General features: G+C 68.3%; 34 protein-coding genes, 1 tRNA gene and 1 pseudogene. 13 read left to right on the top strand and 23 right to left on the bottom strand.

Annotated features, from left to right (window positions below; translation table 11 throughout):
- Nucleotides 1-24 precede the first annotated feature (24 nt).
- From ABSL23_RS11445 to ABSL23_RS11435, 3 genes are all read right to left on the bottom strand, one after another.
- Nucleotides 25-429 carry a hypothetical protein gene (locus ABSL23_RS11445; RefSeq protein ID WP_059056727.1) on the bottom strand — a complete coding sequence of 135 codons (405 nt, stop codon included), beginning with the start codon at nt 427-429 and terminating at the stop codon, nt 25-27.
- 193 nt (nt 430-622) lie between these two features.
- Nucleotides 623-696, bottom strand: a tRNA-Thr gene (locus tag ABSL23_RS11440).
- A 50-nt stretch (nt 697-746) separates the two neighbouring features.
- Entirely contained in the window at nt 747-1,844 is a 1,098-nt protein-coding gene (locus ABSL23_RS11435; protein WP_059056726.1) for a class I SAM-dependent methyltransferase family protein, read from the bottom strand.
- Nucleotides 1,845-1,926: 82 nt separating this feature from the next.
- On the opposite strand from ABSL23_RS11435, the gene dph5 reads away from it, so the two are divergent.
- Nucleotides 1,927-2,724: a diphthine synthase gene (dph5, locus tag ABSL23_RS11430; RefSeq protein WP_059056725.1), complete on the top strand. Its 798-nt coding sequence runs from the start codon at nt 1,927-1,929 to the stop codon at nt 2,722-2,724.
- Here dph5 and tsaA read toward each other — a convergent pair.
- The 4 genes from tsaA to ABSL23_RS11410 are packed head-to-tail and all read right to left on the bottom strand — an operon-like array spanning nt 2,721 to nt 5,568.
- Nucleotides 2,721-3,125 (bottom strand): tRNA (N6-threonylcarbamoyladenosine(37)-N6)-methyltransferase TrmO, encoded by a 405-nt coding sequence (tsaA, locus tag ABSL23_RS11425; protein ID WP_059056724.1) that lies wholly within the window; start codon nt 3,123-3,125, stop codon nt 2,721-2,723. The genes dph5 and tsaA overlap by 4 nt on opposite strands.
- Nucleotides 3,126-3,185: 60 nt before the next feature.
- On the bottom strand, nt 3,186-3,971 hold the full coding sequence (locus tag ABSL23_RS11420) for a VOC family protein (protein WP_059056723.1): 786 nt from the start codon (nt 3,969-3,971) through the stop codon (nt 3,186-3,188).
- Nucleotides 3,972-4,031: 60 nt separating this feature from the next.
- Nucleotides 4,032-4,454, bottom strand: coding sequence for a hypothetical protein (locus ABSL23_RS11415; protein WP_059056722.1), 423 nt, complete (start codon nt 4,452-4,454; stop codon nt 4,032-4,034).
- A gap of 1 nt (nt 4,455) precedes the next feature.
- The gene (locus ABSL23_RS11410) at nt 4,456-5,568 is read right to left on the bottom strand and encodes a GTP-binding protein (protein ID WP_059056721.1); all 1,113 of its coding nucleotides are present in this window, start codon (nt 5,566-5,568) and stop codon (nt 4,456-4,458) included.
- Between the two features lie 101 nt (nt 5,569-5,669).
- Between ABSL23_RS11410 and ABSL23_RS11405 the strand changes: the two genes are divergently transcribed.
- The 6 genes and pseudogenes from ABSL23_RS11405 (at nt 5,670) to ABSL23_RS11380 (ending at nt 10,066) form a co-directional block, all read left to right on the top strand.
- Complete coding sequence (locus ABSL23_RS11405; protein ID WP_059056720.1) at nt 5,670-5,870, top strand: hypothetical protein; 201 nt, start codon at nt 5,670-5,672, stop codon at nt 5,868-5,870.
- A gap of 71 nt (nt 5,871-5,941) precedes the next feature.
- Nucleotides 5,942-6,433 carry a 50S ribosomal protein L11 gene (locus ABSL23_RS11400; RefSeq protein ID WP_059056719.1) on the top strand — a complete coding sequence of 164 codons (492 nt, stop codon included), beginning with the start codon at nt 5,942-5,944 and terminating at the stop codon, nt 6,431-6,433.
- A gap of 270 nt (nt 6,434-6,703) precedes the next feature.
- Nucleotides 6,704-7,342, top strand: a complete 639-nt coding sequence (locus ABSL23_RS11395) for a 50S ribosomal protein L1 (RefSeq protein WP_059056718.1) — start codon at nt 6,704-6,706, stop codon at nt 7,340-7,342.
- Nucleotides 7,343-8,386: a 50S ribosomal protein L10 gene (locus ABSL23_RS11390; RefSeq protein ID WP_059056717.1), complete on the top strand. Its 1,044-nt coding sequence runs from the start codon at nt 7,343-7,345 to the stop codon at nt 8,384-8,386.
- Between the two features lie 2 nt (nt 8,387-8,388).
- Complete coding sequence (gene rpl12p, locus ABSL23_RS11385) at nt 8,389-8,727, top strand: 50S ribosomal protein P1 (protein ID WP_059056716.1); 339 nt, start codon at nt 8,389-8,391, stop codon at nt 8,725-8,727.
- 113 nt (nt 8,728-8,840) lie between these two features.
- A pseudogene (locus ABSL23_RS11380) lies at nt 8,841-10,066 on the top strand (tripartite tricarboxylate transporter permease).
- On the opposite strand, the gene ABSL23_RS11375 reads toward ABSL23_RS11380, so the two are convergent.
- The 6 genes from ABSL23_RS11375 to ABSL23_RS11350 all read right to left on the bottom strand — a co-directional run bounded on the left by ABSL23_RS11375 (nt 10,058) and on the right by ABSL23_RS11350 (nt 15,140).
- Complete coding sequence (locus tag ABSL23_RS11375) at nt 10,058-10,384, bottom strand: cupin domain-containing protein (protein ID WP_059056715.1); 327 nt, start codon at nt 10,382-10,384, stop codon at nt 10,058-10,060. The pseudogene ABSL23_RS11380 and the gene ABSL23_RS11375 sit on opposite strands and share 9 nt — an antisense overlap.
- 78 nt (nt 10,385-10,462) lie before the next feature.
- The gene (locus ABSL23_RS11370; protein WP_353633836.1) at nt 10,463-11,965 is read right to left on the bottom strand and encodes an HVO_2922 family protein; all 1,503 of its coding nucleotides are present in this window, start codon (nt 11,963-11,965) and stop codon (nt 10,463-10,465) included.
- 79 nt (nt 11,966-12,044) lie between these two features.
- Nucleotides 12,045-12,191, bottom strand: coding sequence for a rubrerythrin-like domain-containing protein (locus ABSL23_RS11365; protein ID WP_143416421.1), 147 nt, complete (start codon nt 12,189-12,191; stop codon nt 12,045-12,047).
- Between the two features lie 221 nt (nt 12,192-12,412).
- The gene (locus ABSL23_RS11360; RefSeq protein ID WP_059056713.1) at nt 12,413-13,045 is read right to left on the bottom strand and encodes a DUF6517 family protein; all 633 of its coding nucleotides are present in this window, start codon (nt 13,043-13,045) and stop codon (nt 12,413-12,415) included.
- Nucleotides 13,046-13,121: 76 nt separating this feature from the next.
- Complete coding sequence (cysS, locus tag ABSL23_RS11355; RefSeq protein ID WP_353633835.1) at nt 13,122-14,603, bottom strand: cysteine--tRNA ligase; 1,482 nt, start codon at nt 14,601-14,603, stop codon at nt 13,122-13,124.
- Nucleotides 14,604-14,663: 60 nt separating this feature from the next.
- A complete protein-coding gene (locus ABSL23_RS11350) occupies nt 14,664-15,140 on the bottom strand; it encodes a hypothetical protein (protein WP_059056711.1) in 477 nt (158 codons plus the stop codon).
- Between the two features lie 87 nt (nt 15,141-15,227).
- On the opposite strand from ABSL23_RS11350, the gene ABSL23_RS11345 reads away from it, so the two are divergent.
- Nucleotides 15,228-15,572, top strand: a complete 345-nt coding sequence (locus tag ABSL23_RS11345) for a winged helix-turn-helix domain-containing protein (protein ID WP_059056710.1) — start codon at nt 15,228-15,230, stop codon at nt 15,570-15,572.
- Nucleotides 15,572-15,874 carry a hypothetical protein gene (locus tag ABSL23_RS11340; protein ID WP_059056709.1) on the top strand — a complete coding sequence of 101 codons (303 nt, stop codon included), beginning with the start codon at nt 15,572-15,574 and terminating at the stop codon, nt 15,872-15,874. The genes ABSL23_RS11345 and ABSL23_RS11340 overlap by 1 nt, the downstream gene beginning before the upstream one ends.
- On the opposite strand, the gene ABSL23_RS11335 is transcribed toward ABSL23_RS11340, so the two are convergent.
- Nucleotides 15,875-17,041, bottom strand: coding sequence for a hypothetical protein (locus ABSL23_RS11335; protein ID WP_353633834.1), 1,167 nt, complete (start codon nt 17,039-17,041; stop codon nt 15,875-15,877).
- Nucleotides 17,042-17,154: 113 nt separating this feature from the next.
- On the opposite strand from ABSL23_RS11335, the gene ABSL23_RS11330 reads away from it, so the two are divergent.
- Together ABSL23_RS11330 and ABSL23_RS11325 are read left to right on the top strand one after the other, a co-directional pair.
- On the top strand, nt 17,155-18,036 hold the full coding sequence (locus tag ABSL23_RS11330) for a CbiX/SirB N-terminal domain-containing protein (protein ID WP_353633833.1): 882 nt from the start codon (nt 17,155-17,157) through the stop codon (nt 18,034-18,036).
- Between the two features lie 4 nt (nt 18,037-18,040).
- On the top strand, nt 18,041-19,120 hold the full coding sequence (locus ABSL23_RS11325; RefSeq protein WP_353633832.1) for a DR2241 family protein: 1,080 nt from the start codon (nt 18,041-18,043) through the stop codon (nt 19,118-19,120).
- 25 nt (nt 19,121-19,145) lie between these two features.
- Here the strand turns inward: ABSL23_RS11325 and ABSL23_RS11320 are convergent, their stop codons facing one another.
- The 6 genes from ABSL23_RS11320 to ABSL23_RS11295 form a co-directional block, all read right to left on the bottom strand.
- Complete coding sequence (locus ABSL23_RS11320) at nt 19,146-19,286, bottom strand: hypothetical protein (protein WP_353633831.1); 141 nt, start codon at nt 19,284-19,286, stop codon at nt 19,146-19,148.
- A gap of 76 nt (nt 19,287-19,362) precedes the next feature.
- Nucleotides 19,363-19,887, bottom strand: a complete 525-nt coding sequence (locus ABSL23_RS11315) for a hypothetical protein (RefSeq protein ID WP_353633830.1) — start codon at nt 19,885-19,887, stop codon at nt 19,363-19,365.
- Nucleotides 19,888-19,922: 35 nt separating this feature from the next.
- Nucleotides 19,923-20,240: a hypothetical protein gene (locus tag ABSL23_RS11310; RefSeq protein ID WP_059056704.1), complete on the bottom strand. Its 318-nt coding sequence runs from the start codon at nt 20,238-20,240 to the stop codon at nt 19,923-19,925.
- Nucleotides 20,241-20,333: 93 nt separating this feature from the next.
- On the bottom strand, nt 20,334-20,894 hold the full coding sequence (locus tag ABSL23_RS11305; RefSeq protein WP_089650156.1) for a hypothetical protein: 561 nt from the start codon (nt 20,892-20,894) through the stop codon (nt 20,334-20,336).
- 42 nt (nt 20,895-20,936) lie between these two features.
- Complete coding sequence (locus tag ABSL23_RS11300) at nt 20,937-21,131, bottom strand: methytransferase partner Trm112 (protein WP_089649724.1); 195 nt, start codon at nt 21,129-21,131, stop codon at nt 20,937-20,939.
- Between the two features lie 49 nt (nt 21,132-21,180).
- Complete coding sequence (locus ABSL23_RS11295; protein WP_059056701.1) at nt 21,181-22,506, bottom strand: adenylosuccinate synthase; 1,326 nt, start codon at nt 22,504-22,506, stop codon at nt 21,181-21,183.
- Between the two features lie 238 nt (nt 22,507-22,744).
- On the opposite strand from ABSL23_RS11295, the gene ABSL23_RS11290 reads away from it, so the two are divergent.
- Nucleotides 22,745-23,047, top strand: a complete 303-nt coding sequence (locus tag ABSL23_RS11290) for a hypothetical protein (RefSeq protein WP_059056700.1) — start codon at nt 22,745-22,747, stop codon at nt 23,045-23,047.
- 10 nt (nt 23,048-23,057) lie between these two features.
- Here ABSL23_RS11290 and ABSL23_RS11285 read toward each other — a convergent pair whose 3' ends face one another.
- The 3 genes from ABSL23_RS11285 to ABSL23_RS11275 form a co-directional block, all read right to left on the bottom strand.
- Entirely contained in the window at nt 23,058-25,109 is a 2,052-nt protein-coding gene (locus ABSL23_RS11285) for a hypothetical protein (protein ID WP_353633829.1), read from the bottom strand.
- A gap of 91 nt (nt 25,110-25,200) precedes the next feature.
- The gene (locus ABSL23_RS11280) at nt 25,201-25,479 is read right to left on the bottom strand and encodes a UPF0058 family protein (RefSeq protein WP_353633828.1); all 279 of its coding nucleotides are present in this window, start codon (nt 25,477-25,479) and stop codon (nt 25,201-25,203) included.
- Nucleotides 25,480-25,586: 107 nt separating this feature from the next.
- Nucleotides 25,587-25,805, bottom strand: coding sequence for a hypothetical protein (locus ABSL23_RS11275; protein WP_059056697.1), 219 nt, complete (start codon nt 25,803-25,805; stop codon nt 25,587-25,589).
- A 158-nt stretch (nt 25,806-25,963) separates the two neighbouring features.
- On the opposite strand from ABSL23_RS11275, the gene ABSL23_RS11270 reads away from it, so the two are divergent.
- Nucleotides 25,964-26,560: a sulfite oxidase-like oxidoreductase gene (locus ABSL23_RS11270; RefSeq protein ID WP_353633827.1), complete on the top strand. Its 597-nt coding sequence runs from the start codon at nt 25,964-25,966 to the stop codon at nt 26,558-26,560.
- Nucleotides 26,561-26,575: the final 15 nt, after the last annotated feature.

The raw sequence follows: 26,575 nt of genomic DNA, 5'->3' as shown, positions 1-26,575 counted from the left end.
TGTTCGTGAGCGCGCCCGGCCCGGTCAGAGCTTCGCTTCGACCCACTCGCGGGCCGCTTCGAGGCTGTCAGGCATCTCCGTCGGGTCCAGCACGTAACACTCGCAGAACGGCTCGCCGCGGTAGTAGCGACTGAGCTTGTCCGAGACGACCGCCTTCGTCGGATTCGTCTCGACTTCGACCGCGAACGGCGGCTCGTCGAGTCCGTACGCGACGACGTCGATTTCGCCGACGCCGTCCTTCACGACCTCGGTGTCGACGCGGTACCCCCTATCGCGGAGCACCTTCGCGACCAGCGTCTTCGCGACGAGGTGTCGGTCCGTCTCGCTCCCGGAGTTGAACGCCACGGCGTCCCGCTTGCTGACCTGCCAGCCGGCGTCCTGCAGGTCCTTGCGGCCGTCGTACTCGTCGTGGTGGCGCTTGTTGTTCACTGGTGGCCTCCCCGGGCGTCGCCGAACAGTGAGTCCCGAGCGTCGTTTATCAAGCGGTTCGCATACACGACTCCCCGATAGTCGCGCGGCCGCTATCCCGGTTCCGGTCCGACGAGCGCCCCGGTTAGACGGCGCTCACGCTCGGCGCGTAGAAATCAGAGAACGGGATGCAGGCTTCGAGCCCGCGTCGTAGAGCCGGTAAAGGGATTTGAACCCTTGGCCTATTCCTTACGAAGGAATCGCTCTACCAGTCTGAGCTATACCGGCGCACTTCGCGTACTTCCTCGTAGCCGGATTCGAGAAATAAGCCTTGCGAATCACCGGCGCGTCAGCCGGGCGTCCACGACGACGTTGAACTCGTGGGGCGCGTACGACCGCACGGTGCGCTCGTTCTCAATTGTGACGTCGTACTCGGGCTCGGCGGCCTCCCGGATGGCGGCTTCACAGGGATCGTACAGGTCGTCCTCGTGCTGGAAGTCGTAGAAGTGAATCACGCAGTCCTCGCCGGCGAGCGCGACGGCGGTGTCGAGGAACTCGTCGGCGGTGTGGGGGAGGTTCATCACGATGCGGTCCGCCCAGTCCTCGTACTCGTCGGCGGTCTCCCTCACGTCTCCGGCGATGGCGGTCACGTCCTCGCTCACGCCGTTTCGCTCTGCGTTCCGCCGAAGGTACTCGATTGCGTCCTCGTTGATGTCCGTCGCGACGACCTCCGCGCCCACTTTCGCCATCGGGACGGCGTATGGGCCGACGCCCGCGAACATGTCGAAGGCGTGTTCGCGGCTCACGGGTCCTCCATCCCCGTTTTCTCGCGGGCGCTGCCCGCTCGAATGGTCTGAGGGACCCTGTCCCTCGCCACTCTCCCCGTCCGCGGTCTCACTGCGTTCGGCCGCGCGCTCCTGGACTTGCTCGACGACGCGGTGACGCTCGGTCGCGAGCCGCGGCGAGAAGTACACCGTCGCGAGGTCGAGTTCGAACTCGCAGCCGTACTCCGTGTGGACCGTCTCGGTGCCGTCCCCGGCGACGACGTCCCAGTCGCGGACGCGCTCGGTGCCTTTCACCTTCGAGGCGCGGTTGACGACCGTCTTCGCGCGGACGTCCGAGGCCATCACCGCGTCGGCGATTTTGCGGGCGCGCTCCGGGGAGTCCTCGTCGAGGATGACGACGTCGCCGAGGCGCTCGTAGGTCGGTTCGAACCCCAGAATCTCGGCGGGCGTCGTCGGCGTCTCGCGCTCGGGCGCGTCGAACTCCACGACCGCGAGGTCCTCGGGCACCGCGTCCGGGTCGCTGACGGGGACGTAGAGGTCGCCGTCGCTGGCCGTGATGGCGTACTCGTCGACGAGGAGGTCCGCTTCGGCGAGCCTCCGGCGCGTGGCTTCGCCGTCCTCGGTGGGGACGCGGACACACGGCACTGACATGCCCGGGAGTCGGGCGGGCGCGGCCTTACCCGTGTCGCTTGCGTCCCGAAACCCCTACGACGGCGCGCGCGCTATCGCGGGTATGCTCACGTTCGTCGGGCTCGGTCTCTACGACGAGCGCTCGGTCACGGTCGCTGGCGCCGACGCCATCGCGGCCGCCGACCGCGCGTTCGCGGAGTTCTACACCAGCAAACTCGTCGGCGCGGACGTCGCCGACCTCGAAGCCTACCACGACACCGACGTCGAGGTGCGGGACCGCGCGGGCGTCGAACAGGACCCCGAGCCGATTCTCGCGGCCGCCGAGTCCGGCGACTGCGTCTTCCTCACTGCGGGGGACACGATGATTTCGACGACGCACGTCGATTTGCGGCTGCGCGCCGAGGAGCGCGGCATCGACACGCGCGTGATTCACGCCCCCACCGCTGAATCCGCGGCGTCCAGTCTCACGGGCCTCCAGAACTACCGCTTCGGGAAGGCGACGACGCTCCCCTTCGAGTGGGCGCACGGCGCGGACGGCGTGCCGAGTTCGGTCGTCGAGACCGTCGAGGACAACCGCCAGCGCGGTCTGCACACGCTCTGTTATCTGGACATCAAGGTCGACCACCCGCGCGTGGACGGTGACGAGTACATGACCGCGAGCCACGCCGCCGGCCTGCTCGCCGAGCACTGGGACGCGGACGCGCTCGGCGTGGTCGTCGCGCGTGCGGGAGCGCCCGACGCGACCGTCCGCGCGGACCGCCTCGGCGCGCTCGCGGAGATGGACTTCGGGGAGCCGCTGCACCTGCTCGTGATTCCGGGCGACCTCCACCACGTCGAGACGGACGCGCTCGCGGGGCTCGCCGACGCGCCCGCGGACGCGCTCGACGAGTACCGCGACTAACGGTCCGAGGGCGTGTGCTCGTCGTCACCGACGAGCGCGTACTTCAGGTCCACGACGGGACTGCCGTCGACCATGTCCACGCCGGCGACGTCCAGCGTGCCGGCCTCGCTATCGACGGCGAGCACGTCGCAGGTCGTCACACAGACCGGGTTCGGGCGGGCCGGCGACCGCGTCGTGAACACGCCACGGTTGCCGCCGCGGACGCGCAGCACGGAGCGGTCGGCGTCGTCGGCCCACCACACTACGTCTATCGTGTGACCGGTGTCGAGGCCCGTCAGCGCCGCGCGGTACTGCTCGGCGACGTGGACGGTCCCAGTCGCGTCACCGAGGAATCCCTGCCGGGGCGCGTCCTCGCGGGACGCGTACGGCGTCTCCACGCGGCCGATTCGCTCGCAGTCCATACCGGCGCTACCGTGCGGCCGGAGAAAAACGGGCGGGCACGGACCCGCGATGTGGGAACATCAGTCCTCGCGGTCGACCGGCGACTCCGCGGGGTTCAGGACCTCGATTTCGTGGCCGTCAGGGTCCTTCGTGAACGCATAGTCGTAGTCACAGGACTCGGGGTCGCGGTAGTCCTCGGCCTCGCGCTCGACGAGCGTCTCCCAGTCGTCGACGAGGTCGTCCGTGCGCACGGCGAGGTGGCCCCACGAGTCACCGAACTCGTACGTGCGGCCGTCGTAGTTGTACGTGAGTTCGACCGCCATCGCCTCGTCGGCGGCACCCTCGGGCTTCATGAAGTAGTTCGCGAACGTGTCCGCCTCCCAGCGGCCCGTGTGCTCGTACTCGAACTTCCGCGTCCAGAACCCGAGCTGTTCGTCGGCGTCCTCGACGCGAATCATCGTGTGGTCGAGGCTCCACTTCGCGCCGTGGTCGCGCTCGACGATTTCGACCTCGTGGCCGTCGGGGTCTTTCACGAACGCGTACGACCCGCCGCAGGAGTCGGGGTCGCGGTAGTCCTCGACGCCCTCGTCCATCAGTTCCTCGTAGGCGTCGTAGACGTCCTCGACGCGTACGGCGATGTGGCCCCACGCGTCGCCGAGGTCGTACTCGTCGGTGTCGTGGTTGTACGTCAGTTCCAGCAGCGCGCCCTCCTCGTGGACGTCCTCGGGACCGAGGTAGACGATGTCGAACGTGTCGGCCTCCCAGCGGCCGTATTCGACGTAGTCGAGGTGGGTCTTGTACCAGTCGAGGCTCGCGTCGAGGTCGCCGACGCGCATCATCACGTGGTCGAGTACGAACTCGCTCATGTGCGAGGGATGCAGGGGCGCGTCGAAAAGCGTACCGAACGCGGAAGCGTCCGCTCCCGGTCACTCGCCGAGCAGCGCGTCCCCGTACCCCACCCAGACGGCCGCCCACAGCCACAGCGCGCCCACCGGGAGCGCGAGAATCGTCGGCTCGCGGGACAGCGAGAGCCCCAGTAGGCCGACGTCCACGCCCGTGAGGAAGAGCAAGCCCGCGGGTATCCGCGCATCGAAGCCGACGACGTGGTCGAGGACTGCTGTTGCGAGCGCGGCCCCGTACAGCAGCGTCGCCGTCGGCCACGCGGTCAGCCGCGGCGGGACGCTCTCGACGCGAGCGAGGTACGCCGGGAGCGACGTGAACGAGAACGGGTCGAAGTGGAGGAAGCCGACGGAGAACATCGGGTACCAGCCGCCGTCGAACGTGACAGCCACCCACGGGAGCGCGCCCGCGAGCACGACCGCCGCGAGCCGCCAGCGGGTGCTCGCCACGCTACCGCCGCGCGACCACGCGCATGACGTCCTCGTCTTCGAGCACGTGGTCGCGGCCGACCTGCTGGTCGTCGTGCTGTGCGGACGGCCCGGACACGCGCGCGAACCGGAAGCGCTCGTCGAGCGTGCCGCCGAGCTTCTGGAGGGCGTCGTCGACGGTGTCGCCGCGTCGGATGACCAGCGGCTCCTCGTAGTCGACGCCGCGACCCGGCTTGTCCATGTAGACGCGGATGAGGCCCAGTTCCTCCCACATCTTCTCCTTGAGGGCGTCCAGGCCCTTCTCCTCCTCCGCTGAGATGAAGACGGCTTCCTCGGGGTCGATGTCGTGCTCGCGGAGCTTGGACTTCATCGTCTCCGCGTAGGAGGGCTCGATGAGGTCGACCTTGTTCACCGCGACCAGCGACGGCATGTAGACGCGGTTGTCCATCACGCCGTCCACGAGTTCGTCGATGTCGGGGTTGCCGCGGATGGTGACGTCCGCGTTCACGAACCCGTGCGCGCGGAGCACGTCCTTGACCGTCCCCTCGTCGAGTTCGAGGTCGCCGGAGGTGTTGACGTCGATGCCGTCCTTGCCCTTCCGGCGGACGGTGATGGAGGGCGGCTCCTCGTCGACGCGGATGTTGACGTTGTAGAGTTCCTCGTAGAGGCGCTCGTACTGCTCGATTTCGAACGCGGACAGCATGAAGATGACGAGGTCCGCCGCGCGAATCACCGACAGAATCTCCTTGCCGCCGCCGCGGCCGCCCGCGGCGCCCTCGATGAGCCCCGGCACGTCCAGCAGTTGGATGTTCGCGCCGCGGTACTCCAGCATCCCGGGGTTGACGTCCAGCGTCGTGAACTCGTAGGAGCCGACCTCGCTGTCGGCGTTCGTCATCGCGTTGATGAGCGAGGACTTGCCGACCGAGGGGAAGCCCACGAGCGCGACCGTGGCGTCGCCGTGCTGTTCGACGGCGTAGCCGCCACCGCCGCTGCCGCCGGACTGCTGTTTCTCCAGTTTCTCTTTCTTCTCGGCGAGCTTCGCCTTCAGACGGCCGATGTGGGCCTCGGTGGACTTGTTGTAGGGCGTCTCCGAGATTTCTTCTTCGAGCTGTTCGATTTCCTCCTCCAGACCCATTACCCTGGAGTAGGCTGCTGCCGCCGAAAAGCGCTTTCCCTCCCGTCCGAGGGGGATTGTTTTCGACACGTTCATACTCCGTCTCAAGAGAGTGGCGGGTGATGCCGGACCCCTCCAACCTGCGCGACAGCACGCAGATCGTGCTTCCCGCCTCAACGCTGGAGGGGTACCGCGAGGACATCGACGAGGAGTTCACGGTGAGTTTTCTCGAACAGGACGAGACGGTCCGCATCATCGGCAGCCCCGTCGTCATCAAGCACGTCAGCGAGTACCTCGCTCGGCAGGGCGTGAGCGTCCCGTAGCCGCTCGCGGCGACGCCGCCGGTGCTCCGAAGAAAGAAAGGGTTAAAGCCGCGGCGACGGTTCGTTCGGGTATGGCTGAGACGATCGAAGTGCTCGTGGCAGGCGGCCAGGCCGACCCCGGCCCGCCGCTCGGTCCCGAGCTCGGACCGACGCCCGTCGACGTGCAGGCTGTCGTACAGGAAATCAACGACCAGACCGCTGCCTTCGACGGTACGGAGGTTCCGGTCACTATCGAGTACGAGGAAGATGGGTCGTTCAGCATCGAGGTCGGCGTCCCGCCGACGGCCGCCCTCATCAAGGACGAGGCCGGCTTCGAGACCGGCTCCGGCGAGCCCAACGAGGAGTTCGTCGCGGACCTCTCCATCGAGCAGCTGAAGACCATCGCCGAGCAGAAGAAGCCCGACCTGCTGGCGTACGACACCCGCAACGCCGCGAAGGAAGTCGCGGGCACCTGCGCCTCTATGGGCGTCACCATCGAGGGCGAGGACGCGCGGACGTTCAACGAGCGCGTCGCCTCCGGCGAGTACGACGAGGTTCTTGGCGCTGAGGAAGCGGCAGCGTAAGCAGCGCCAAGAGTACGCAAATCTCTGATTTGCGGCGTCCTCGGCGAAGAAGAAGCCGCGGCGTAACTCGGCGCTTTCCCACTCTCTCGTACGGCCGTATTTTCCGACGCTGTAGCCGTGAGGGCGTCGCTTGCCGTTTCTCGCGTGAGGCGCGGTTCGACGGTTTTAAGGACGCGTTGCCCCTCTCTCGAAGCGAGACAGGCTTCGCCTGTTTCACTGACCCGTAGGAGATCCGACCTTCACAGGGTCAACGCACTACGGAGGTGAAAGATGGCAGACAACGATATTGAAGAGGCCGTAGCTCGCGCACTCGAGGAGGCCCCAGAGCGGAATTTCCGTGAGACGGTGGACCTCGCGATCAATCTGCGCGACCTCGACCTCAACGACCCGTCGAATCGTGTCGACGAGGGCGTCGTGCTGCCGTCGGGCACCGGACAGGAGACACAGATTGTGGTTTTCGCAGAGGGCGAAACCGCAGTTCGAGCCGAGGAAGTCGCGGACGAGGTCTACGGTGGCGACGAAGTCGCCGACCTCGCCGACGACAACGACGCCGCGAAGGACCTCGCTGACGCGACGGACTTCTTCGTGGCCGAAGCATCCATGATGCAGGACATCGCGGGTGCGCTCGGTCAAGTCCTCGGTCCGCGCGGCAAGATGCCGACGCCGCTCCAGCCCGACGACGACGTCGTCGAGACAGTCAACCGAATGAAAAACACCGTGCAGCTTCGCAGCCGCGACCGTCGCACGTTCCACACGCGCGTCGGCGCGGAGGACATGTCCGCCGAAGACATCGCGGACAACATCGACGTCATCCTGCGCCGCCTGCACGCGGACCTCGAAAAGGGCCCGCTCAACATCGACGCAGTCTACGTGAAGACGACGATGGGGCCCGCCGTGGAGGTGGCTTAGATGTCCGCAGAAGAACGCACGACCGACACCATTCCCGAGTGGAAGCGCGAGGAAGTCGGCGAACTCGTCGACCTGCTCGAGACCTACGACAGCGTCGGCGTCGTGAGTGTCACCGGTATCCCGAGCAAGCAGCTCCAGGACATGCGCCGCGGCCTGCACGGCAGCGCCGCGCTCCGCATGAGCCGGAACACGCTCCTCGTTCGCGCGCTCGAAGAGGTCGACGACGGCCTCGAAGACCTCACCGAGTACATCTCGGGTGAGGTCGGTCTCGTCGCCACCAACGACAACCCGTTCGGGCTGTTCCAGCAGCTCGAGGAGTCGAAGACGCCCGCGCCCATCAACGCCGGCGAGGTCGCGCCCAACGACATCGTCGTTCCCGAGGGCGACACCGGCATCGACCCGGGTCCGTTCGTCGGTGAGCTCCAGCAGATTGGCGCGAACGCGCGCATCCAGGAAGGCTCCATCCAGGTCATGGAGGACTCTGTCGTCGTCGAGGAAGGCGAGACGGTCTCCACGGACGTCGCGAACGTCCTGACCGAGCTCGGCATCGAGCCGAAGGAAGTCGGCCTGGACCTCCGCGGCGTCTACTCCGAGGGCGTCCTGTTCACGCCGGACGAACTCGAAATCGACGTCGAGGAGTACCGCGCGGACATCCAGTCCGCGGCCGCGTCCGCACGGAACCTCTCCGTGAACGCGGAGTACCCGACGGCGCAGACCGCGCCGACGCTCATCCGGAAGGCCCAGGGCGAGGCCAAGAGCCTCGGCCTGCAGGCGTCCATCGAGAGCCCGGACCTCGCGGACGACCTCGTCAGCAAGGCGGACGCGCAGGTTCGCGCGCTCGCCGCGCAGATCGACGACGAGGAGGCGCTCCCCGAGGAGCTCCAGGACGTCGAGGCCCCCGCCGCCGAGGCGGAGCCGGAAGCGGAGAGCGAGGACGAACAGAGCGACGACCAAGAACCTGAATCCGAGGCAGACGCCGACGACTCCGACGACGACGAAGACGGAGGCGACGGCGCCGAAGGCCTCGGGGAGATGTTTGGCTAACAATGGAGTACGTTTACGCAGCACTCATCCTGAACGAATCTGGCGAAGAGATCAACGAAGACAACATCACCGGCGTCCTCGAGGCCGCCGGCGTCGACGTCGAGGAATCCCGCGTCAAGGCGCTCGTCGCGGCCCTCGAAGACGTCGACATCGAGGAAGCCGTCGCCGAGGCGGCTGCCGCTCCCGCTGCGCCCGCCGCGGGCGCCGCAGGCGGTGACGAGTCCGAGGAGTCCGAGGACGAGGCCGAGGAAGAAGCCGAGGCCGAGGAAGAAGCCGAGGAAGCCGGCGACGACGAGGACGAGGAGGCCAGCGGCGAAGGCCTCGGCGACCTCTTCGGCTAAACCGGTTCCACGACCACCCGTTTTCTTTCGCGCGTAACGCGGACAGCCAACGGCTCGCCGCGCACGTAACGCGTCTGTAGCTTGAAGTACCGGAGCGGGACCAACTCGGTGCGATGGACGTCGCCGGCGTGCGGATACTCGTCGCCCCGAGCGCGTCAGCGGCGGCGCTGGCCGCAATCAGCGCGGGCGTCCTGCTCGGGGCTCGTCCCGGGCTTGCACGTCAACTCGCTGTCCCTGCTGCTGGCGGCCGTCGCGTCCTCGATTCCGGGGCCGCCGCAGCTCGTCGGCGCCGCCATGCTCGCCGCCGGGGTGACACACTCGTTTCTGGACATCGTGCCGACGCTGGCGCTCGGCGTCCCCGACCCCGCGATGGCGGTGAGCGCGCTCCCGGGCCACCGGCTCGTGATGGGCGGCCGCGGCCGGGAGGCACTCCGCATCTCCGCGCTCGGCAGCGGCGTCGCCGTCGCCGTCGCGTTCGTCCTCGGGATTCCGGTGACGGCGGCCGCGACCGTCGTCGCGCCGCTCGTCCACGAGCACCTCCCGCTCGTGGTCGTCGCCCTCGTCGCTATCCTCCTCGTCCGCGAGCCGACGCGACGCGCCCGCATCGGCGGCTGTCTGTCGGTCGCTGCGAGCGGCGGTCTGGGGGTCCGTCGCGCTCCCGATGCGGCCCGACGGCGTGATGCCCGTCGGCGACGTGCTCGCGCCGCTGTTCGCCGGCCTGTTCGGCGCGCCCGTGCTCCTCGAAGCCTACCGCGGCGTCGGCGTTCCCGAGCAGGACGACGCGGCGGTCGCCGACCGCCCGCGCGACGTCGCTGGACCGGGCTTCGCCGGGAGTCTCGCGGGCGCGGCGGTCGCGTACGTTCCGGGGATGTCCGGCGCCATCGCGGCCGTCTTCGCCGTCGAGGCGACGCGCGCGGACGGCGACCGCGCGTTCGTCGCCGCGCTCTCCGGCGTTAACACCGCAAATACGGTCTTCGCGCTGTACGCGCTGTTCGCTCTCGGCGACGCCCACACCGGCGTGCTCGTCACGTTCGAGCGCGCGGCGCTCCCGAAGCCGCTCCCGCTGTTGCTCGCGAGCGTCGCGCTCGCGGCCTGCGTGGGTGCGGTGCTCGTCCCCGTGCTCGGCGACCGCTACTTCCGAGTGGTCCGCCGGCTGAACCACCGCCGGCTCATCGCGGGCGTCTGCGCGCTGCTGGTCGTGCTCGCGTGGGTGTTCGCCGGCTGGCTCGGGGTCGCGCTCCTCGGGGCGGCGACGCTAATCGGCCTGATTCCGCCGTACTTCGGCGCGCGCCGCGTCCACCTGATGGCGGTGCTGCTCGTGCCGCTGGCGCTACCGTAGCTTCGGCGCGAACACGACGAGCGCCTCGGCGTCCTCGACGGCGCGCGGCGAGACGTCCTGCGCGCCGTCGAAACGCACGGCGTCCCCGGCGTCGAGGTCGTAGGTCTCGTCGCCGAGTCCGAGTTCGAGCGCGCCCGACAGCACGTAGATGACGACCATCGAGTCGGGGTGCTGGTGGGCGGGGACCGACTCGCCGGCGTCGAGGCCGAGCCGGACCGTCCGCGGGTCGCGCGTCTCGAAGACCTCGGCGTGGGGCGTCTCCGCGAGCGCGTCGACGTCTGTGACTTCGACGTCGTCGGCCGTAGGTTCGTTGGACACGCGTGTAGCTCGCGCTGGCGACTCCCTGAGAACTGGGCCGAACACGTTCGCAAAACGGACAGAGGGGAGAGCGGGACGTTACTCGGTTTCGACGGCCGCGCCGGGCGCGTCGCGCTTCACGCTCTCGATGGCGTCGTGGGCCTTGGTCCGCGAACTGTAGCCCTCGCCGCCGTCACCGATGATGTTGCCGTTGCGGTGGCGGAGCCGCCAGCGCCACTCACCGCCCGCGTCCTCGTACACCTCGAACGCCGCGAAACCGACGTCGAGCGCGTCAGCGTCCGGCGCGTACTCGCTGACGCGCTCGGTGGCGTCCTCGGCCTCGCCGCGGCGGGTGTAGCCCTCGCTGCTGTCTGCGACGACGTTGCCGTTCTCCGCGCGGAGCCGCCAGCGGTACTCGCCGGCGTCGTCCTCGTAGACGTCGAAGTCGGCGTCGCCGACGCGGTCCTGCAAGCGGTCGACGGCACGGCGGGCGTCGCGGCGACGGCTGTATCCTTCGCCGCCGTCAGCGAGGATGTTCCCGTTCTTGTGGACGAGCCGCCAGCGCCACTCGCCGGCGACGTCGCGGTAGATTTCGAACGACGTCGGGTCGAACGTGAGGTACTCCGCGGGCCCGGCGTTGTTCCGGACGCCGTCGATGGCGCGCTCGGCGTCGCGGCGGCGCGTGTAGCCCTCGCCGCTGTCTGCGAGGATATTCCCGTTGTCGTGGACGAGCCGCCAGCGGTACTCGCCGGCCTCGTCCTCGAAGACCTCGAAGGTCGCTTGGCTCTGCTCGGCCTCGTCGGGCAGCATCGGGAGGTCATCGAGGTCCGACTCGTCCTCGACGGCGGGGTCGTCGGCGTGAATCGACGCCGCGCCGAGCGCGTTCCGGCGCACGCTCTGCATCCCCTTCTGGGCGTTGTGCTTGGCCGTGTAGCCCTCGCCGCTGTCCGCGATGACGTTGCCGTTGCGGTGGCGGAGCCGCCAGCGGAACTCCCCGGCCTTGTCCTCGAACAGCTCGAACTGGGCCTGACTGGTGCGGATGGACTCGACTTCGCGTTCGAGTTCGTCGCGGGCGCGCTCGGCGGCTTCGAGTTCGCTCTCGACTTCCTCGACGCGGCGCTGGCTCTCCTCGCTTCGTTCTCGTGCGGCCGCGGCTTCCTCGGTCGTGCGCGTAGACGTGAGCAGCGGCACGAGGACGCCGCCGGCGCCGACGATTGCGATGCCGACGACGTACAGCGAGATGACGCCCTGGTGGCCGGTCGCGACCTGCCACTGACTGGGGAAGACGACGAGGAACCACGCGATGGCGGCCGCGCACAGCAGGACGCCGAGGTAGACGGCTATCGTGGCGGCTCGTCGGAGCGGGAGTCGGATGACGGGCCCGGCGATGAGCAGCGCGAACCCGGCCGCGCCGAGCGCGACGCTGTACTCCCGTAGCGAGCCGGCGGACTCGCTGGGCAGGAACAACAGGATGCCGACGATGCCCAACACGAGCCCGGCGACGAACACGAGGTAGCCGTACACCTCGTCGGCGGTCTGGGCTCGCCCGATCTGTCGCTCGTAGAAGCCCGTTACGCCGTCACCGCTGTCTGTGGCTGACATGTACGACAGCACACAGACGAACTATAAAAATGTCCTTGCTAGTTAAAACCATACAGGAGAGAACCGCGCGCCTTCGCAGTCACTCTCGTGGGACTGCGACGTTCCGTACCGGCTCGCCGCACTCCGGGCAGTCGACGAGGTGCGAGTCGCTCTCGAAGCGGCTCAGGCAGCCGGTGCACTCGTAGCGGCTGGTCGCGGGGGGCGTGTACGAATCAGATCGAACCATGTGTATCGGTAACACCCCTATCACTTGTAAGAGTGACCATAATACTGGTTTAGGGAGACTATATTGCTAGTACGTCGCTGCAGACGAGAGAAAAAGAAACGGATAGGCAATTATCTTCTTTAGAAATTCCACTCGGTATATCTGTCAGCGAACACTGGCGGCATAGCTGAACGCACGTCACACTTCGACCGCGCGAGCGGGAAAACGAGGGAGAGTGGCAGCTAGTGGTCGAGGCCGTCGAGCAGCGCGTCGACGCGCTCCTGTTCGCCGTCGAGGTCCTGCGGGTAGATGGCGACCGCGACGACGTAATCACCGTCGTGTTTGACCTTCGTGACGTGGACGTAGACGTCGATGGACTGGCCGCTGATGTCGGCGGTCCCCTCGAACTTCGTGACCGTCGTGGACTTGTTCAGCACCGTCGCCTCGCGGGTGCTCGCGGTCTGCCCGACGGAGAGGCCGTCGTACTGCTGTTGGGCGAGCTGCGCGAGGTCGCGCTCGGAGTAGTCGTCGATGGGGTTGAACGACTGGCCGACGACGCTCACTTCGGGGCTGGCGAACGCGCCGAAGACGGCGGCGCGCTGCTCGCCGAGAACGGGCACGCTCACGGTGCGCTCGTACATCGCCACCCAGTTGGTGACGGTGACGTTCCGGGACTGGCCGCCCGCGGAGAACTCGCGGGTGATTTCGGACTCGTTCACGCTGACTTCCTCGTAGCCCGTCTCCTGGAGGGCGTCCTCGGAGACGGTGGCCTGTGACGCGGAGAACGACAGGCCATCCCCGCCGAGGATGCCGAGACAGCCGCTGGTCGCGATGAGTGCGGCCAGCGCTACGGCGACCGCGGTTCGTCGATGCATGGCGGACAGAACCCGGTCGGTGGGAATAAGCTTGATGGCTCTCGTGTCAGGAACGCAACGCCACGTTAGCGGCGTGTCAGAGCCGGTACGTCGCTCCCTCGTCGGTGTCCTCGACGGTGACGCCGAGGGATTCGAGGCGGTCGCGGAGTTCGTCGGCGCGCTCGTAGTCGCCCTCGTCGCGGGCGTCCTCTCGGATGTCCAAGACGAGTTCGACGAGGTCGCCGGCGAGCTCGACCTCGCCGCCGTCGACGGTCTCGAACTGGAAGCCGAGCACGTCGCCGCCCAGTTCCTCGAACGTCTCGACGGCGTCTACGAGCGCGCGGTAGTCGTAGCGCTCGGTGTCGTCGGCGTAGCGGTGGACGGCCGAGGCGAGTTCCAGCAGCGCGCTCACTGCCGCCCGCGTGTTGAAGTCGTCGTTCATCGCTGCCGCGAACGCCTCGCGGGCTTCCGCGACTGCGCCCCGGAGCTCCTCGGACTCGACTTTCGCGTACGCGTCCGGGCTGTCGGCGGCGTCGCTGGCGCGCTCGTACGCCCGCTGGAGGCGCTCCCAGCGCTGCTGGGCCTCCTGGATGGTCTCCTCGGAGTACGTCTGTCGTTGCGTGTACGACGTCGAGACGAGGAACATCCGGACGACGTTCGGCCCGAACTCCTCGATTGCGTTCTTCGTCGTGAAGAAGTTCCCCAGACTCGAACTCATCTTCTCGCCCTCCGTTTCCAGCAGGCGGACGTGCAGCCAGTACTTCGTGAACGGCTCGCCCGCTGCGGCCTCGCTCTGCGCGACCTCGTTCTCGTGGTGGGGAAAGACGAGGTCCTGCCCGCCGACGTGGACGTCGATGTGGTCGTCGAGGTGGGCCGTGCTCATCGCCGAGCACTCGATGTGCCAGCCCGGGCGGCCCTCGCTCCACGGCGACTCCCACGTCTGTCCCGCCGGCTCCTCTAGCGGCGGGAGGTCGTCGCTGCGGTGCTCGTTGGCGTCCTCGGGGGCGACAGCGCCCGCCTTCCAGAGCGCGAAGTCCGCGGGGTTGCGCTTCTCGGACTGCTCCGACTCCGGTCCCTGAGCTTCCATCTCCTCGACCTGCTGGCCCGAGAGCTTCCCGTAGTCCTCAAAGGACGTCACGTCGAAGTAGACCGACCCGTTGGCCTCGTAGGCGTGGCCCTCCTCGATGAGCGTCTCCACGAGGTCGATAATTTCGGGGACGTGCTCGGAGACCCGCGGGTACACCGCCGCGCGCTGGAGGTTGAGGTCGCGCATGTCCTCGATGACGGAGTCGATGTAGTGGCGCGCGACCGCCTGCTCGGTGTCGCCGAGGTCGTCCTCGCCGGTGCGCGCGACGATTTTCTCGTTGACGTCCGTGAAGTTCTGGACGTGGCGGACGTCGTAGCCGACGTGGGCGAGCCACCGCGCCATCACGTCCGACTGCACCCAGAGGCGAGCGTGCCCGAGGTGGGAGTCGTCGGAGACCGTGAGCCCACACGTGTAGACGAGGACTTCCTCGGGGTCGTGTGGCTCGAAGACCTCTCGCTCGCCGGAGAGGGTGTTCGACACGTAGAGAGTCATGTGCCGGGAAGTACGCGCGCCAGCGTTTCAAAGCGTCGGAACCGACGGCGACTGTCGCAGTCAGGCGGGCACCTCGTCGAGTGCGTCCTCGACGACGCGGACGGCGTCCGCGCCGTCCCGCCGCTCGACGACCACCGCGAGCGCGTCCTCCGCGACGCCCGCGGCGACCGGCTCGACGCCTGCGGCGTGGAGGCGTTCCAACGCCGCCGCCAGCGCCCGCGTGTCCACGTCGCCGCTCGCGAGCAGCGCGGTCAAGTTCCCCTCGCCGGGTTCGAACCCAGAGCCCGCGACGACCAGCAGGCCGTCGTCGCTGCGGCCGAGCCCGGACCGCATCGAGACGCTCGCGTCCCGCGACGCGGCGTCGAACGCCGGGAGGTCCTCGCTATACCGCCGAATCGCCGCCGCGACCGCGTCCTCGTCGCCGTCGACGTCGAGGAAGCGCGCGGCCGCCGCGTGGTTCACCACGCCCGCGCGCAGCGCCCGCCGCAGGAACGGGTGGTCGTCGACCGCCTCGCGCGTCGCCGCCGCCTGAGTCATGCCCCGACTTCGACGCTGCGGGGGCATAAGTCTCAACGCCTGCGAGCACTCCACCATTTTAAACCACCGTGGCGAGTACGACGCGCCGTGAGCGAGGACAGCGACCCGACGTCGGTGCTCTCGTTACTCGACGACGAGCACGCCCGCGCCATCCTCGCAGCGGCGAGTACGGAACCCATGTCCGCGAGCCAACTGAGCGAGGCCTGTGACGCGTCGACCGCGACAGTGTATCGGCGAATCGACGACTTGACCGACCACGACCTGCTCGAAGAATCTATCAACGTCCGGTCGGACGGCAACCACCACCGGGTCTACCGGGCGACGTTCCGCCGGTTCGCGCTCGAACTCGAGGACGGCGAGTTCACCACCGAGGTCGAGTGCGAGTCCGAGGACGTCGCCGACCGCTTCACGAGAATGTGGGAGGGACTGTAATGAACGCACTCTACGTCGTCAACGTCGCCGCGTCGTTCGCCGCGACCGCCGTCGGCCTGTTCATCGGCTACCACGCCTACCGGGGGTTCCGGCGCCACCAGAGCACGGCGATGCAGTACCTCTCGGCGGGCCTCGTCCTGTTGACCGCCGTGACGTACACCGCGACGTTCGTCGGCTCCGCGATGCTCCGGTACGGTGTCCTCGACGCGAGCCTCGAAGCACCGTTCAGGCTGGTCGTCCGGATGCTCCAGCTGGCGGGCTTGCTGTGTATCGCGTACTCGCTGTACCGGCGCCCGTCGTAGCTACTCGCAGCCCGCGGAGTCGGCGACCGCCAGCAGCGTCTCCTTGTCGAGGTCGGTCGCGACGACGGCGTAGTGGGTGTCTCCGCAGGACCACGAGACGAACGCCGCTCGCGGCGTCGTGACGTACTGCCCGGTCCGCCCCGCGACGGTGACGTTCTCCCCGGACGCGAACCCGCGTGCGTCCGGCCCGGCGGTCGTCTTGGTGACGGTGAGTTGCTCGCCGTCCGCCGTGACGTACTGGAGACTGGCCTGCGTCACGTTCCCGCCGACGTAGCGCGCCTCCTCGAACTCGTATCCCGCGGGCGCCTCGGGCTCGGGGACGGTGAAGTTGACGCGCTCCGCGAGCGCGTTGGCGGAGTTGAACGACTGCGTGGAGGCGTTCGTCTCCGTCACGGTCGCGTTTTCGGGGACGTCGAAGTCGAAGGCGCCGCTGGGGAGGTCGGGGTCGAACGTGACGTTCTCCAGGCGGGTCCGCGTCTCGATAGTCCGGTTCCCGTAGTCGAAGCGGTGGCTGGTCTGCAGGGGGTAGTAGTACTGGCTGTCCAGCCACAGCGTCTGGTCGATTGTCAGCGTCGCTTCCGAGACCGCGGTCAGCTCGAAGCCGTGGGCGGTCCGGCCGTCCACCGTTCGCGTCCCGAGGTACTCCACCTCGAAGCCCTCGATGGCGTCCTCGGGAATCGACGGCCCGCTCCCGGTCGTCGGGACGACGGGGAGCGGCGAGACGCCGTCAGACGGCTCCGCCACGTCGCCGCCGTCGCGTGCCGCCGAGACCACGCGCTGGAGGTACGCCGACCAGTTCTCGCCGAATCCGGCGGTTCGCGGGGCGTGCGTCACCGTGTTCTCGTCGGCGTCGTACAGGACCATTCCGGACGCGTCGAGGACCGCCACGTCGCCGGCGCGTGACGCGGGCGAGAGGACGCGCTCGTAGCGTCTGTGCCGGTCGCCCGAGAGGTCAACGCGGACGAGCGAGCGCGTTACGTTGGTCGCGTTCCCGGAGTCGACGGTGGTCACGCGCGTCGCTTCGAGGGCGTCGAGGGAGTCGTACCGCTGGGCGACGTCGACGCTCGGCGGCGACTCCGCGTCGTCCGCGAGGACGCCGAGGCCGATGCAGCCGCTCGTGGCGAGGAGGACAGTGACGACGACCGCCAGCGACGCCTGTCGCCCCATGGATACGACGTGATTCTCCTGCTACACGATAAAAGGGGCGAATTTGTCCGCTACTGTGCGTCTGGGCCGCCGCTTGCGAAGCCACTAAGGAGGGATATTCCCTACGTTCGGGCATGCAAGCGCTGGTCATCGTCGGTCACGGTTCGCACCTCAATCCGGGTTCGTCGGACCCGGCGTTCTCGCACGCGGACACCATCCGCGCGACGGGCGCCTTCGACGAGGTCCGGGAGGCGTTCTGGAAGGAGGAACCGTCGTTCCGGGAAGTGCTGCGGACGCTGGAATCCGAGGAGGTGTTCGTCGTCCCGCTGTTCATCTCCGAGGGCTACTTCACCGAGCAGGTCATCCCCCGCGAACTCCGCCTCTCAGCCTGGGACCCCGAGGACTGGGACTCGGACGGCACGGACGCCGACCACGTCACCGTGCAGGCCGAGGACGTCGACAAGACCGTCCACTACTGCGGGCCCGTCGGCACCCACGACTCGATGAGCGACGTCATCGTCGAGCGCGCGAAGACCATCACCGACGACCCCGACGTCGGCGAGGGCTTCGGGCTCGCGGTCGTCGGGCACGGCACCGAGCGCAACGAGAACTCCGCGAAGGCCATCCACTACCACGCCGACCGCATCCGCGACACCGGACGCTTCGAGGAGGTGAAGGCGGTCTTCATGGACGAGGACCCCGAGGTGGACGACGTCACCGACTTCTTCGAGGCCGAGGATATCGTCGTCGTCCCGCTGTTCGTCGCCGACGGCTTCCACACGCAGGAGGACATCCCCGAGGACATGGGGCTGACCGACGACTACCGGAAGGGCTACGACGTGCCCAGCGAGGTCGACGGTCACCGCATCTGGTACTCGGGCGCCGTCGGCACCGAGCCGCTGGTCGCGGACGTTATCCTCGAGCGCGCCGACGACGCGGGCGCCGACCTCGCGGACGCCATCGAGCGCGTTCGCCAGCGAACCGAGAACGACGGCGCCGCGAGCGCGGGGGACTGAACCGATGAGCGCAGCCGACGCGCTCGACGACGTCGAAGCGGCGCTCGTCGAGCACGCCGACGACGGCATCGACTTCGACGGCCTCGTCGTCGAGCCCGCGGACGGCGGCTACCGCTGGGAGACGCCCGACGAGCAGGTGACGGCCGGCGAGGACGCCCTGCGGGAGCGCGCCGACGACCCCTACGCCACGAACTGGTACTACTGGGAGCACGTCGTCGAGGGCCGCGACACGCCCCGGCGCGCGTTCCTGCGGTGGCTGGAAGGCGCCGACGACCTCTCCGTCCCCGAGCGCTACGACGAACTCCGCGGCGGCCACACGCGCTCGTGGGGCGAACTCTCCATCACCACAGTCCTCAGCGAGGGCGGCAGCCGGCGATACGAGGTCCGCCACGAGGACGACGTCGGCGAGGACGTGGACGCCTACACGGACCCGCTGGAAGCCCGCCACCTCGTCAAGCACGACGACGAGGGCCGGTACCGACCGCTCTCGACGGCGCCGTCGCTCCCGCACGGCTGGGCGTTCGTCGACCTCGACGGCTCGGACCTCGTGCAGACTGTTGACTACGTCTACCCGGCGACGGTGTCGAACTGGCACCGCGAGCGCGAGGGCGACCTCGACGTCGACCACTGGGACGAGGTCGCCGACCGGCAGTCCGGCATCTACGAAATCGTCGAACAGCTCGACGACGAGGCGCTGGAGTGGGCCACCGAAGCCTGCTGCGTGGACTCGCAGTGCCTGAAGCGCCGCGAGTGGGATGCCAGCGACGAGGAGGAACTGGACGTGCCGCGCGGCGACGGCGAGTTCCCGTGTCGGGAGCCGTGCTCGCTGTTCATCGCCGCCGCGCGGAAGTTCACGACGCTCGAACGCGAGGAGTCCCGGGAGTACACCTTCGAGCTGACCCCCGCCGAGAAAGAACAGGTCGAGGACATCATCGACGCCGTCGCGGACGGCCGCACGGACGAGATTCGGGAGGCGGACGTCTACGAGGGCGCGAACCGCTACCGCGCCCGGTTCCTGCGCGCGAAGCGCATGGACGAACACGGGCTCTCGGGGACGCCGACGTACCCCGAGGACCACGAGTAGCGCCCGCGACCCGATTCCCCCGTTCTCAGTCTTCTCCGAGTTCCGCCACCAGCGTGTACGTGGTGTTCTCGCTCTCGCCGGTGAGTTTCGCGGCGACGAACGCGTACTCCCCCCGGGCGGACTCGTCGCGGAGCGTAAACGACGACGCGTTCGCGTCGGCGGTCACGTAGACTGCCTCGCCGGGTTCGAGTGCCGCGCTCGTGGTAATGTTCCCGAACGCGTCGGCGCTCGACTCGTCGAGGTCAGTCGGCGTTTCGCGGGACGAATCCGCGGCAGAGACGGTGAACGTCGCGTTCGCGGGCAGCGTCGCCCCGCCGGTGTTCCGGAGTTCGAGCGCGCCCGTCCTCGACTACCGACGCCGAGAGATGAGAGAGGTCCCCGACCCACGACGGCGGCATCGTCCACTCCGCGTCCGTGTCGAGCGAGAGCGAGACGTTCCGGTACTCCCGCCCGTCGCCCACCTCTCGGCTGAACGACGACTCCGCCTCGTAGACGACGCCCTCGGACGTGATGAGGACGCGACTCTCGTAGGCGGGGGCGGTGTCCTCGTTCGAGGCAGCCGATTCGGCGGTGAGTTCGACGAGCGTCCGGCCGTCCCGCTCGACGGTACCGTCGACGCTGTAGTTCCCGAAGACGAACAGGGACACGAGGTCGTTCTCCACGGCGTACGGTCCGTCGGTCAGCCACGGGTCGATGGCGCTCGCGTTCTGTTCGACGAAGAACGACGTCCCGTCGTCGCTCTCGTGGCGGAGGAAGCCGTGGGACACCAGGATATCGCGGTCGCTCAGCTGATATGATTCGGTCAGGGTGTGGCTGCCGTTCCGCGCGCGCTCGACCCGCGAGCGAAGGTTCGGGTGGTCTCTTTGTCCGGGTAGTCGCGCTCGTCGGTGAACACCAGCGACTGGTTGGCGGTCGCTTCGAGGTGCGCGTTCATGAGCGCGTCGGCGTCCGTGAGCGTGCCGTTGTCGGCGACGCCCGGCGGGTACTGCACGACGCCGTCGTTCGGTGACGTGTCTGTGGGACTGGCCGTGGTGCTGGGATTCGTCACGCCACTGCACCCGGCGGTGACGAGGAGGAGGGCCACGCAGGCGGTGGCCGCTAGTTTTCGCGGAGACCGCATACGTGACCGACTCGCCGCCGGCTGGCAAAAGCATACTGGGAGCAGACGTAGGTGCTCACACGTCGCGTCCCGGGGACCGCGGAGCGACGACGGCTACGCCCGTAACATGTAGCCAGCGACCCCGACGCCGCCGAGGAGCGCGAGCACGCCGACCAGCATCGCGATCGAGTCAGAAATCGAGACGGTCAGCGCGGCGGCGACCACGACGACGGCGGCCGCCGCGGCGGTCGGGAGCGCGACGTCCGCGAGCGCGACCGACTCCCCGTCGTCGTCGGGCCCGGACTTCTCGGCGAGGGAGTCGTCGACGGCGACGTCCGGGCCGCCGTCCTTGCGCTCGGCGGTGACGGTGACGTTCACGCGCGCCTGCTCGGCGCCGTAGCCCGTCGAGAGTTCGACGTAGCCCTTCGTCGGCGGGTGGTCGGACGGAATCGCGACTTCGACGCCGCGCGTCTGCCCTTCGTCGACGTACACTTGCGTCGCCGCGGGCTCCGCGACCGCCGCGAGCGCGTCGTCGAGGCGCAGGTGGACGTGGATGGGGCCGCCGTGGTTCTCGAAGACGAGGACGAACGACCGGTCCGTCTCCAGCGATGCTGCTTCCGGCTGGAGGTCGCGTGGGTTGTCGCGGTTGAGGTGGACGGACAGCCGTTCGGGCACGACAGATGGATTGTCGCGGGGGAAGAAAAAGCTTCGCGAGCGTTATGCCGGAGCTTCTTCGCGCATGTCCGGCGGCAGGAGGTTCGGGATGCCGTCCTCGATGGGGTACGTCTCCCCGCACTCCGTGCAGGTCAGCGTCCCGGAGAGAATCTCGTCGCCCTCGCGCTCCTCGACGTCGAGGTCGAGGTCGTGTTTGTCCAGCGGGCAGCAGGTGATGTCCACGAGGTCTTCTTTCATGGCTGGACCGACGGGGGCGCGGACAAAAAGCGTGCGGGTTGGCGGGCGCTTACTGCTCGAAGGGGTTCTGCTGGACGACGGTCTCCTCGCGGCCGGGACCGACGCCGAGCGCGTAGGCGGCGGTGTCGAGTTCGTCCTCGACGTACTCGACGTACTCGCGGGCTTCGGCGGGGAGCGCGTCGTAGCCTTCGGCGGCGACTTCCGCGGGGTCGAACTCCGGCCAACCGTCGAACGTCTCGAAGACGGGCTCGCAGTCGCCCCAGCGCTCGGTCGTCGCGGGCATCGAGTAGATGGTCTCGCCGTCTAGCTCGTAAGCGTGACCGACCTTCACTTCGTCGAGGCCAGCGAGCACGTCGAGGTGGTTGATGGCGAGGCCGGTGAAGCCGTTGGCGCGCGCGGCGTGGCGCAGCATCGGGAGGTCGAGCCAGCCGACGCGGCGCGGCCGCCCGGTGACGGTGCCGTACTCGCCACCCTCCTCGCGGATGTACTCCGCGAGGTCCTCGTCGTCGCCCGTGAGTTCGGTCGGGAGCGGGCCGGTGCCGACGCGGGAGAGGTACGCCTTCACGACGCCGACGACCTCGCCCTGCCCGACTGTCGTGGGGCCGAGACCGGTGCCGGTGGCGGCGTAGCCCGCGGTCGGGTTCGAGGACGTGACGTAGGGGTAGACGCCGTGGTCGATGTCGAGGCTGGTGCCCTGCGCGCCCTCCAGCATCACGCTGTCGCCGTCGCTGATGCGGTCGGCGAGGTAGTCGCCGGCGTTGACGTCCATGCCCTCCTCGGCGATCCGCTCGCCGAACGCGCGGTACTGCTCAAACAGCGCGTCGACGTCGAACTCCTCGCCGGCGTCGCCGCCGTAGACGTCCTCGTAGAGCGCGCGCTTCTGTGGGACGGCGTACTCCAGTCGCTCGCGGAGCACGTCGGGGTCCAGCAGGTCGCCGATGCGGACGCCGCGGCGGCCGGCCTTGTCCTCGTACGTGGGGCCGATGCCGCGGCCCGTCGTGCCGGCGTCGAGGTCGGAGTCGGACTTGACTTCCTCCTCGATGCCGTCGAGGACGCGGTGGTACGGGAGGATGACGTGGGCGCGGCGGGCGACCCGGACGTCAGGGTCGAGGCCGCGCTCGCGGAGCGCGTCGATCTCCTCGAACAGCGTCTCGGGGTTGACGACGCAGCCGTTCCCGAGGACGCCGGTCTTCCCGCGGACGGCCCCCGAGGGGACCAAGGAGAGCTTGTACTCGTCGCCGCCGACGACGACGGTGTGGCCGGCGTTGTCTCCGCCCTGGTACCGGACGACGACGTCAGCCGCGTCGCCGAACAAGTCGACGACGCCGCCTTTGCCTTCGTCGCCGAGTTGCGACCCGACGATGGTGACGGTCATACCCGTGGCTTCCACCAGCGTCGTCAAACCGGTTACGGTCTCGCCGCCCGATGTGTGCACGAGCGCGCATACTAGAACGAACTAATTGCGGGAATGTTGGACGTACGACCATTGTCGGGGCGCTAACAGTGCCGGACGCAAGCGTTAACTGTTGTCAATCGCAAACAAATACTGTCGCTTTCTCGCCCGCGCCCTACGACAACCTTTAAACCCCCGCCAAGACAAGTTAACAAATGCCATGATAGACCGGCTTGAGAAGGAAGTCGATATGCTGGAGCGCCATCTGCAGGTCCTCCGCATGGTCATCGAGAACGAACCCATCGGTATCGTGAAGATGTCCAACGAGACCGGCTACCCCCACCACAAGGTCCGGTACTCGCTGCGCGTCCTCGAGGAGGAGAACCTCATCGAGCCGTCCTCGCAGGGAGCGATCACGACCGAACGCACCAGCGAGTTCGTCGACGATCTCGACGGCAAAGTCGACGACCTCGTCGACAAGATGGAAGCGATGAAAATCGACGCCGCCGCCGAAGCCGAGTAACTCGTCCCGTCTACAGCTCTGGGACGGTCAAGTGGAACGCGTCGTTGCGGTCCTCGATTAGACAGAGGTGGTAGCCGGATTTCCGCCCCACCTTCACGAAGCTCTTCTTGTCGTTGCGGCTGAGGAAGCCGCCGCCGCCCGTCTCCTCGCTCGCCGTCTCGAGTGCGGCGGGCTCGAAGAACGACGCGGTGACGTACATCGCCGCGCTGAGTCCGTCGGCGCCCTCGCGGACCGCGGTCGCGTCTTCGATGAGCGCGCCCATCTCCTCGCCAGTGACGGGCTCGCGCTCGGCGTTCAGCTCCGCGACGACCAGCGGGTCGCCCATCCGGTCGCGCAGCACCACGTCGAACGTCCGCGAGGTCGCGCCGTCCTCGGTGTCGACGGCGACCGTGCCGTCCAGTTCCGCGCGGTCGACCTCGGGCAGCGCCTCGTAGATGTCCGCGAGCCCGTCCGTGTGGCCAGCGTCTCGGATCTCGAAGGGAAGCTCCCGGACCGCCCACGAGACGAACCGGTAGGCCGCCGACGCTTCGAGGAACGACTCGTAGTCCTCGCCGTCGACGGTCGCCTCCGCCGCCTCGAACTGCGTGTGGTGGTCGATGCGGAGGTTCTGGTTCACCGCTTCGAGGTCGGTGTCGGGGCCGAGGTCGTCCAGCGTCGGCTTCCCCTTCGAGTCGTACCGCACGAAGAGGTTCGTGTCCGACAGCGCCGCCGCGGGCGCGAGGTCGGTCGCCGACGCTGCTTCTTCGCCGCCGGCCGCGGCGGCCTCCTCCAGTCGGGCTTCGAGGTCGTCAGCGCGCGCCTGTAAGTCGTCGCGTTCGGCCTCCAGCGTCTCCACGCGCTCGCGGAGCTCCGAGCGCTCGGACTCGAGGCTGTCGATGCGCTCGGCGGCCTCCTCCAGTTTCGCGTCGCGCTGCTTGACCGCGCGCTTGAGCTTCTCGACGGTCGAACGGGACTTCCCGCCCGTGCTCTTCGAGGCGCTGCTCGACGCGGACTTCGCGGACGACTGCGACTGCTTGGCGCGCTCCGCGCTCGCGCTCTCCGCGGACTTCGAACGCGTCGCGCCGCCGTCGGTGGACTCGCTCTTCTCGGGGTCGATAGTGGGCACCGAGCGGGCGTTGCGCCACGCCTCCTCCTGGTCGAAGACGCCCTGCTCGCTGCCGGCGCGCGCAGCCGCGACCGCGGCGTCGGTCGGCTCGTCGCCGCCCGCGTCCGGGTCCGCCGACCGCGCTCGTGCCTGCTCCTCGGACGCCGCGCTGGTGTCCTCGGACGTTCCCGTCGGCTCCGGCTCAGTCTCGTCCGCGCGCGCCGCCGGCGTCGCACCGGCGTCGTCGCCGTCGTCGGCTGGCGGTGACTCGGTACTCCGAGCCGCGGTCGGGTCTGCCGCGGACTCGCCGGCAGTCTCGCTTTCCGCGTCACTCGACTGGGTTCGGGATTGCTCGTCGTCGGTCGCCGACTCCTCCGGCTCCGGCTCCGAGTCGTCGCCGCTCGGCGCACCGCCCGCCGCACCGGCCGGCTCGCCCTCCGGCTCGGGGAGTTCGGTGACGTTCACGGGGGACTTCTTGACCTCGTAGACGCCGACCTCGTCGTCCGCGAGGTCGAAGGCCTCGTCCCCGGTGACGAGCTCCTCGCTGGCGCCGACGAACGCCGCGCTCATCGACCGGCCGCCGTAGTAGACGACGTAGTAGTCCCCGGAGAGGACGTTCTCGGAGAGCTCGATGTAGCCCGTGAAGTTCGCGTTCTTCAGGGTGTCGGCGGCCTCCGACAGCGGCGTGTCGTTCGTGTAGTACTTCGCCTGCGTGTCGCCGCCGCACTCCTGCATCGAGAACAGCAGCGCGAGACTGGGGTGGGGGGCCTCGTAGACCGTCCCGGAGGCGTCCCCGAACTCCTCGACGTCACCCTCGTAGACGCCGACGACGCGGCCGTTCAACATGAACAGCCAGGTGTCGTCGGCGACGACCGCTCCCGAGAACTCCCGGTCCGCGAGCTCGTGTAGCTCGCGGAATCCACCCGAGAACGGTCGGGAGTCCCAAGACTCCACCCGCTCGACCGTGTGTGCCTGCATACCCACTGGAAGGCAAGGAGCGCGTATAAGACTTTCCGGGCGGACGAGCGGCCTGCGCGCGTCTGACGGCGACGAATCCGAAGAAGAACCGCTACAGCTTGCTGGAGGCGTCGTCGGCGAGCTCCTTCATCCGCTTGCTGAGTCGGCCGGCGTTCGAGAACTCGTCCTCGCTCATCGCCGCCGCGAGCGCGTTCCCGAGCAGGAACACGGCGTGTTTGTGCTCGCTCTTGGACTTGTGGACGTGGGAGGGCTCGACTTCGAGCTCCTCGTACGCCCGGAAGGCGTCGTCGTCGACGTTGTCGAATTCGAGGAACTGGTCTTTGATCTGCACCATCTGCTCGTGGAGGTCGAGGAGCTCGTCCTTGTGCATGCTTGGTTACAGTAGGAAATTCGGGCGTTTAAGCGTTGTCTGCGATACCGTACCACGCCGCTCGCGGCGACGGTGGAGAGCGGGCGCGCCGGCCGCCCGCGGTCCGTTCAGAAGACGTACTCGTCCTCGTGGCCCATCATGCCGCCCTCGCTCTCGAGGCCGGCGCCCTCCTCTTCCTCGGAGGGGCCGCTGGTCTTGTACGCGCGGATGCCCGACGACAGCAGCTGCTCGACGGCCTCCTCGCGGCTGACGAACTCCCCCTGTTCGACGAGCTGTGCAATCTGCATCTCTATCTGGTCCGGGATGTTGACTTCGATCTGGGGCATCGTTCTGGGCGGGGCTTCGCCGCCACCGTTCTTAAGCCTGACGGGGGGCGGATTCGGGAGGGTTTTCCGGGCTGAGCCCGCGACGCCTTCGATTCTCGAAACCGGCGACGCGACCCCGAGTCGGTAGGAATACGTGGGCGCGGCCCCTACTGCGGTCCATGAGTGTCGAGGACGTCACGGACCTCTACGAGGAGTTCGGCGACGACCGGCTGCCGCCCAGCCAGCGCGAGACGTCGAAGTTCCCCGTGCTGTCGAAGGGCGGGACGCCGAAGTGGGACCGCGAAGACTGGACGTTCACCGTCACGGGCGCCGTCGACGACGAGCTATCCTTCTCCTACGAGGAGTTCCGGGACTTGGAGAGCGTCACGCAGCGACAGGACTTCCACTGCGTCACCGGCTGGTCGAAGCTCGACTGCGAGTTCACGGGCGTCACGTTCCCGCACCTCACAGAGCTGGCGGGCGTCCGCGAGGACGTGACGACGGTGATGTTCCACGCGCTGGACGGCTACACGACGAACCTCCCGCTCGAAGACTGTATGCGCGAGGAAGTCCTGTTCACGTGGGAGTTCGACGGCGAGGACCTCCCCCGCGAGCACGGCGGCCCGCTGCGCGTCGTCACTCCCCACAAGTACGCCTACAAGGGCGCGAAGTGGGTGGACGGCGTGGAGTTCCTCACCGAGCCCGAGCGCGGCTACTGGGAGAAGCGCGGCTACTCGAACACCGCCGACCCGTGGGCCGAAGACCGGTACAGCTAGCGGCCGTCGGCGCCG

It is taken from the genome of Halobacterium sp. NMX12-1 (assembly GCF_040435975.1).
GTDB lineage: Archaea > Halobacteriota > Halobacteria > Halobacteriales > Halobacteriaceae > Halobacterium > Halobacterium hubeiense.
This window is presented reverse-complemented; position numbering and strand designations above follow the sequence as displayed.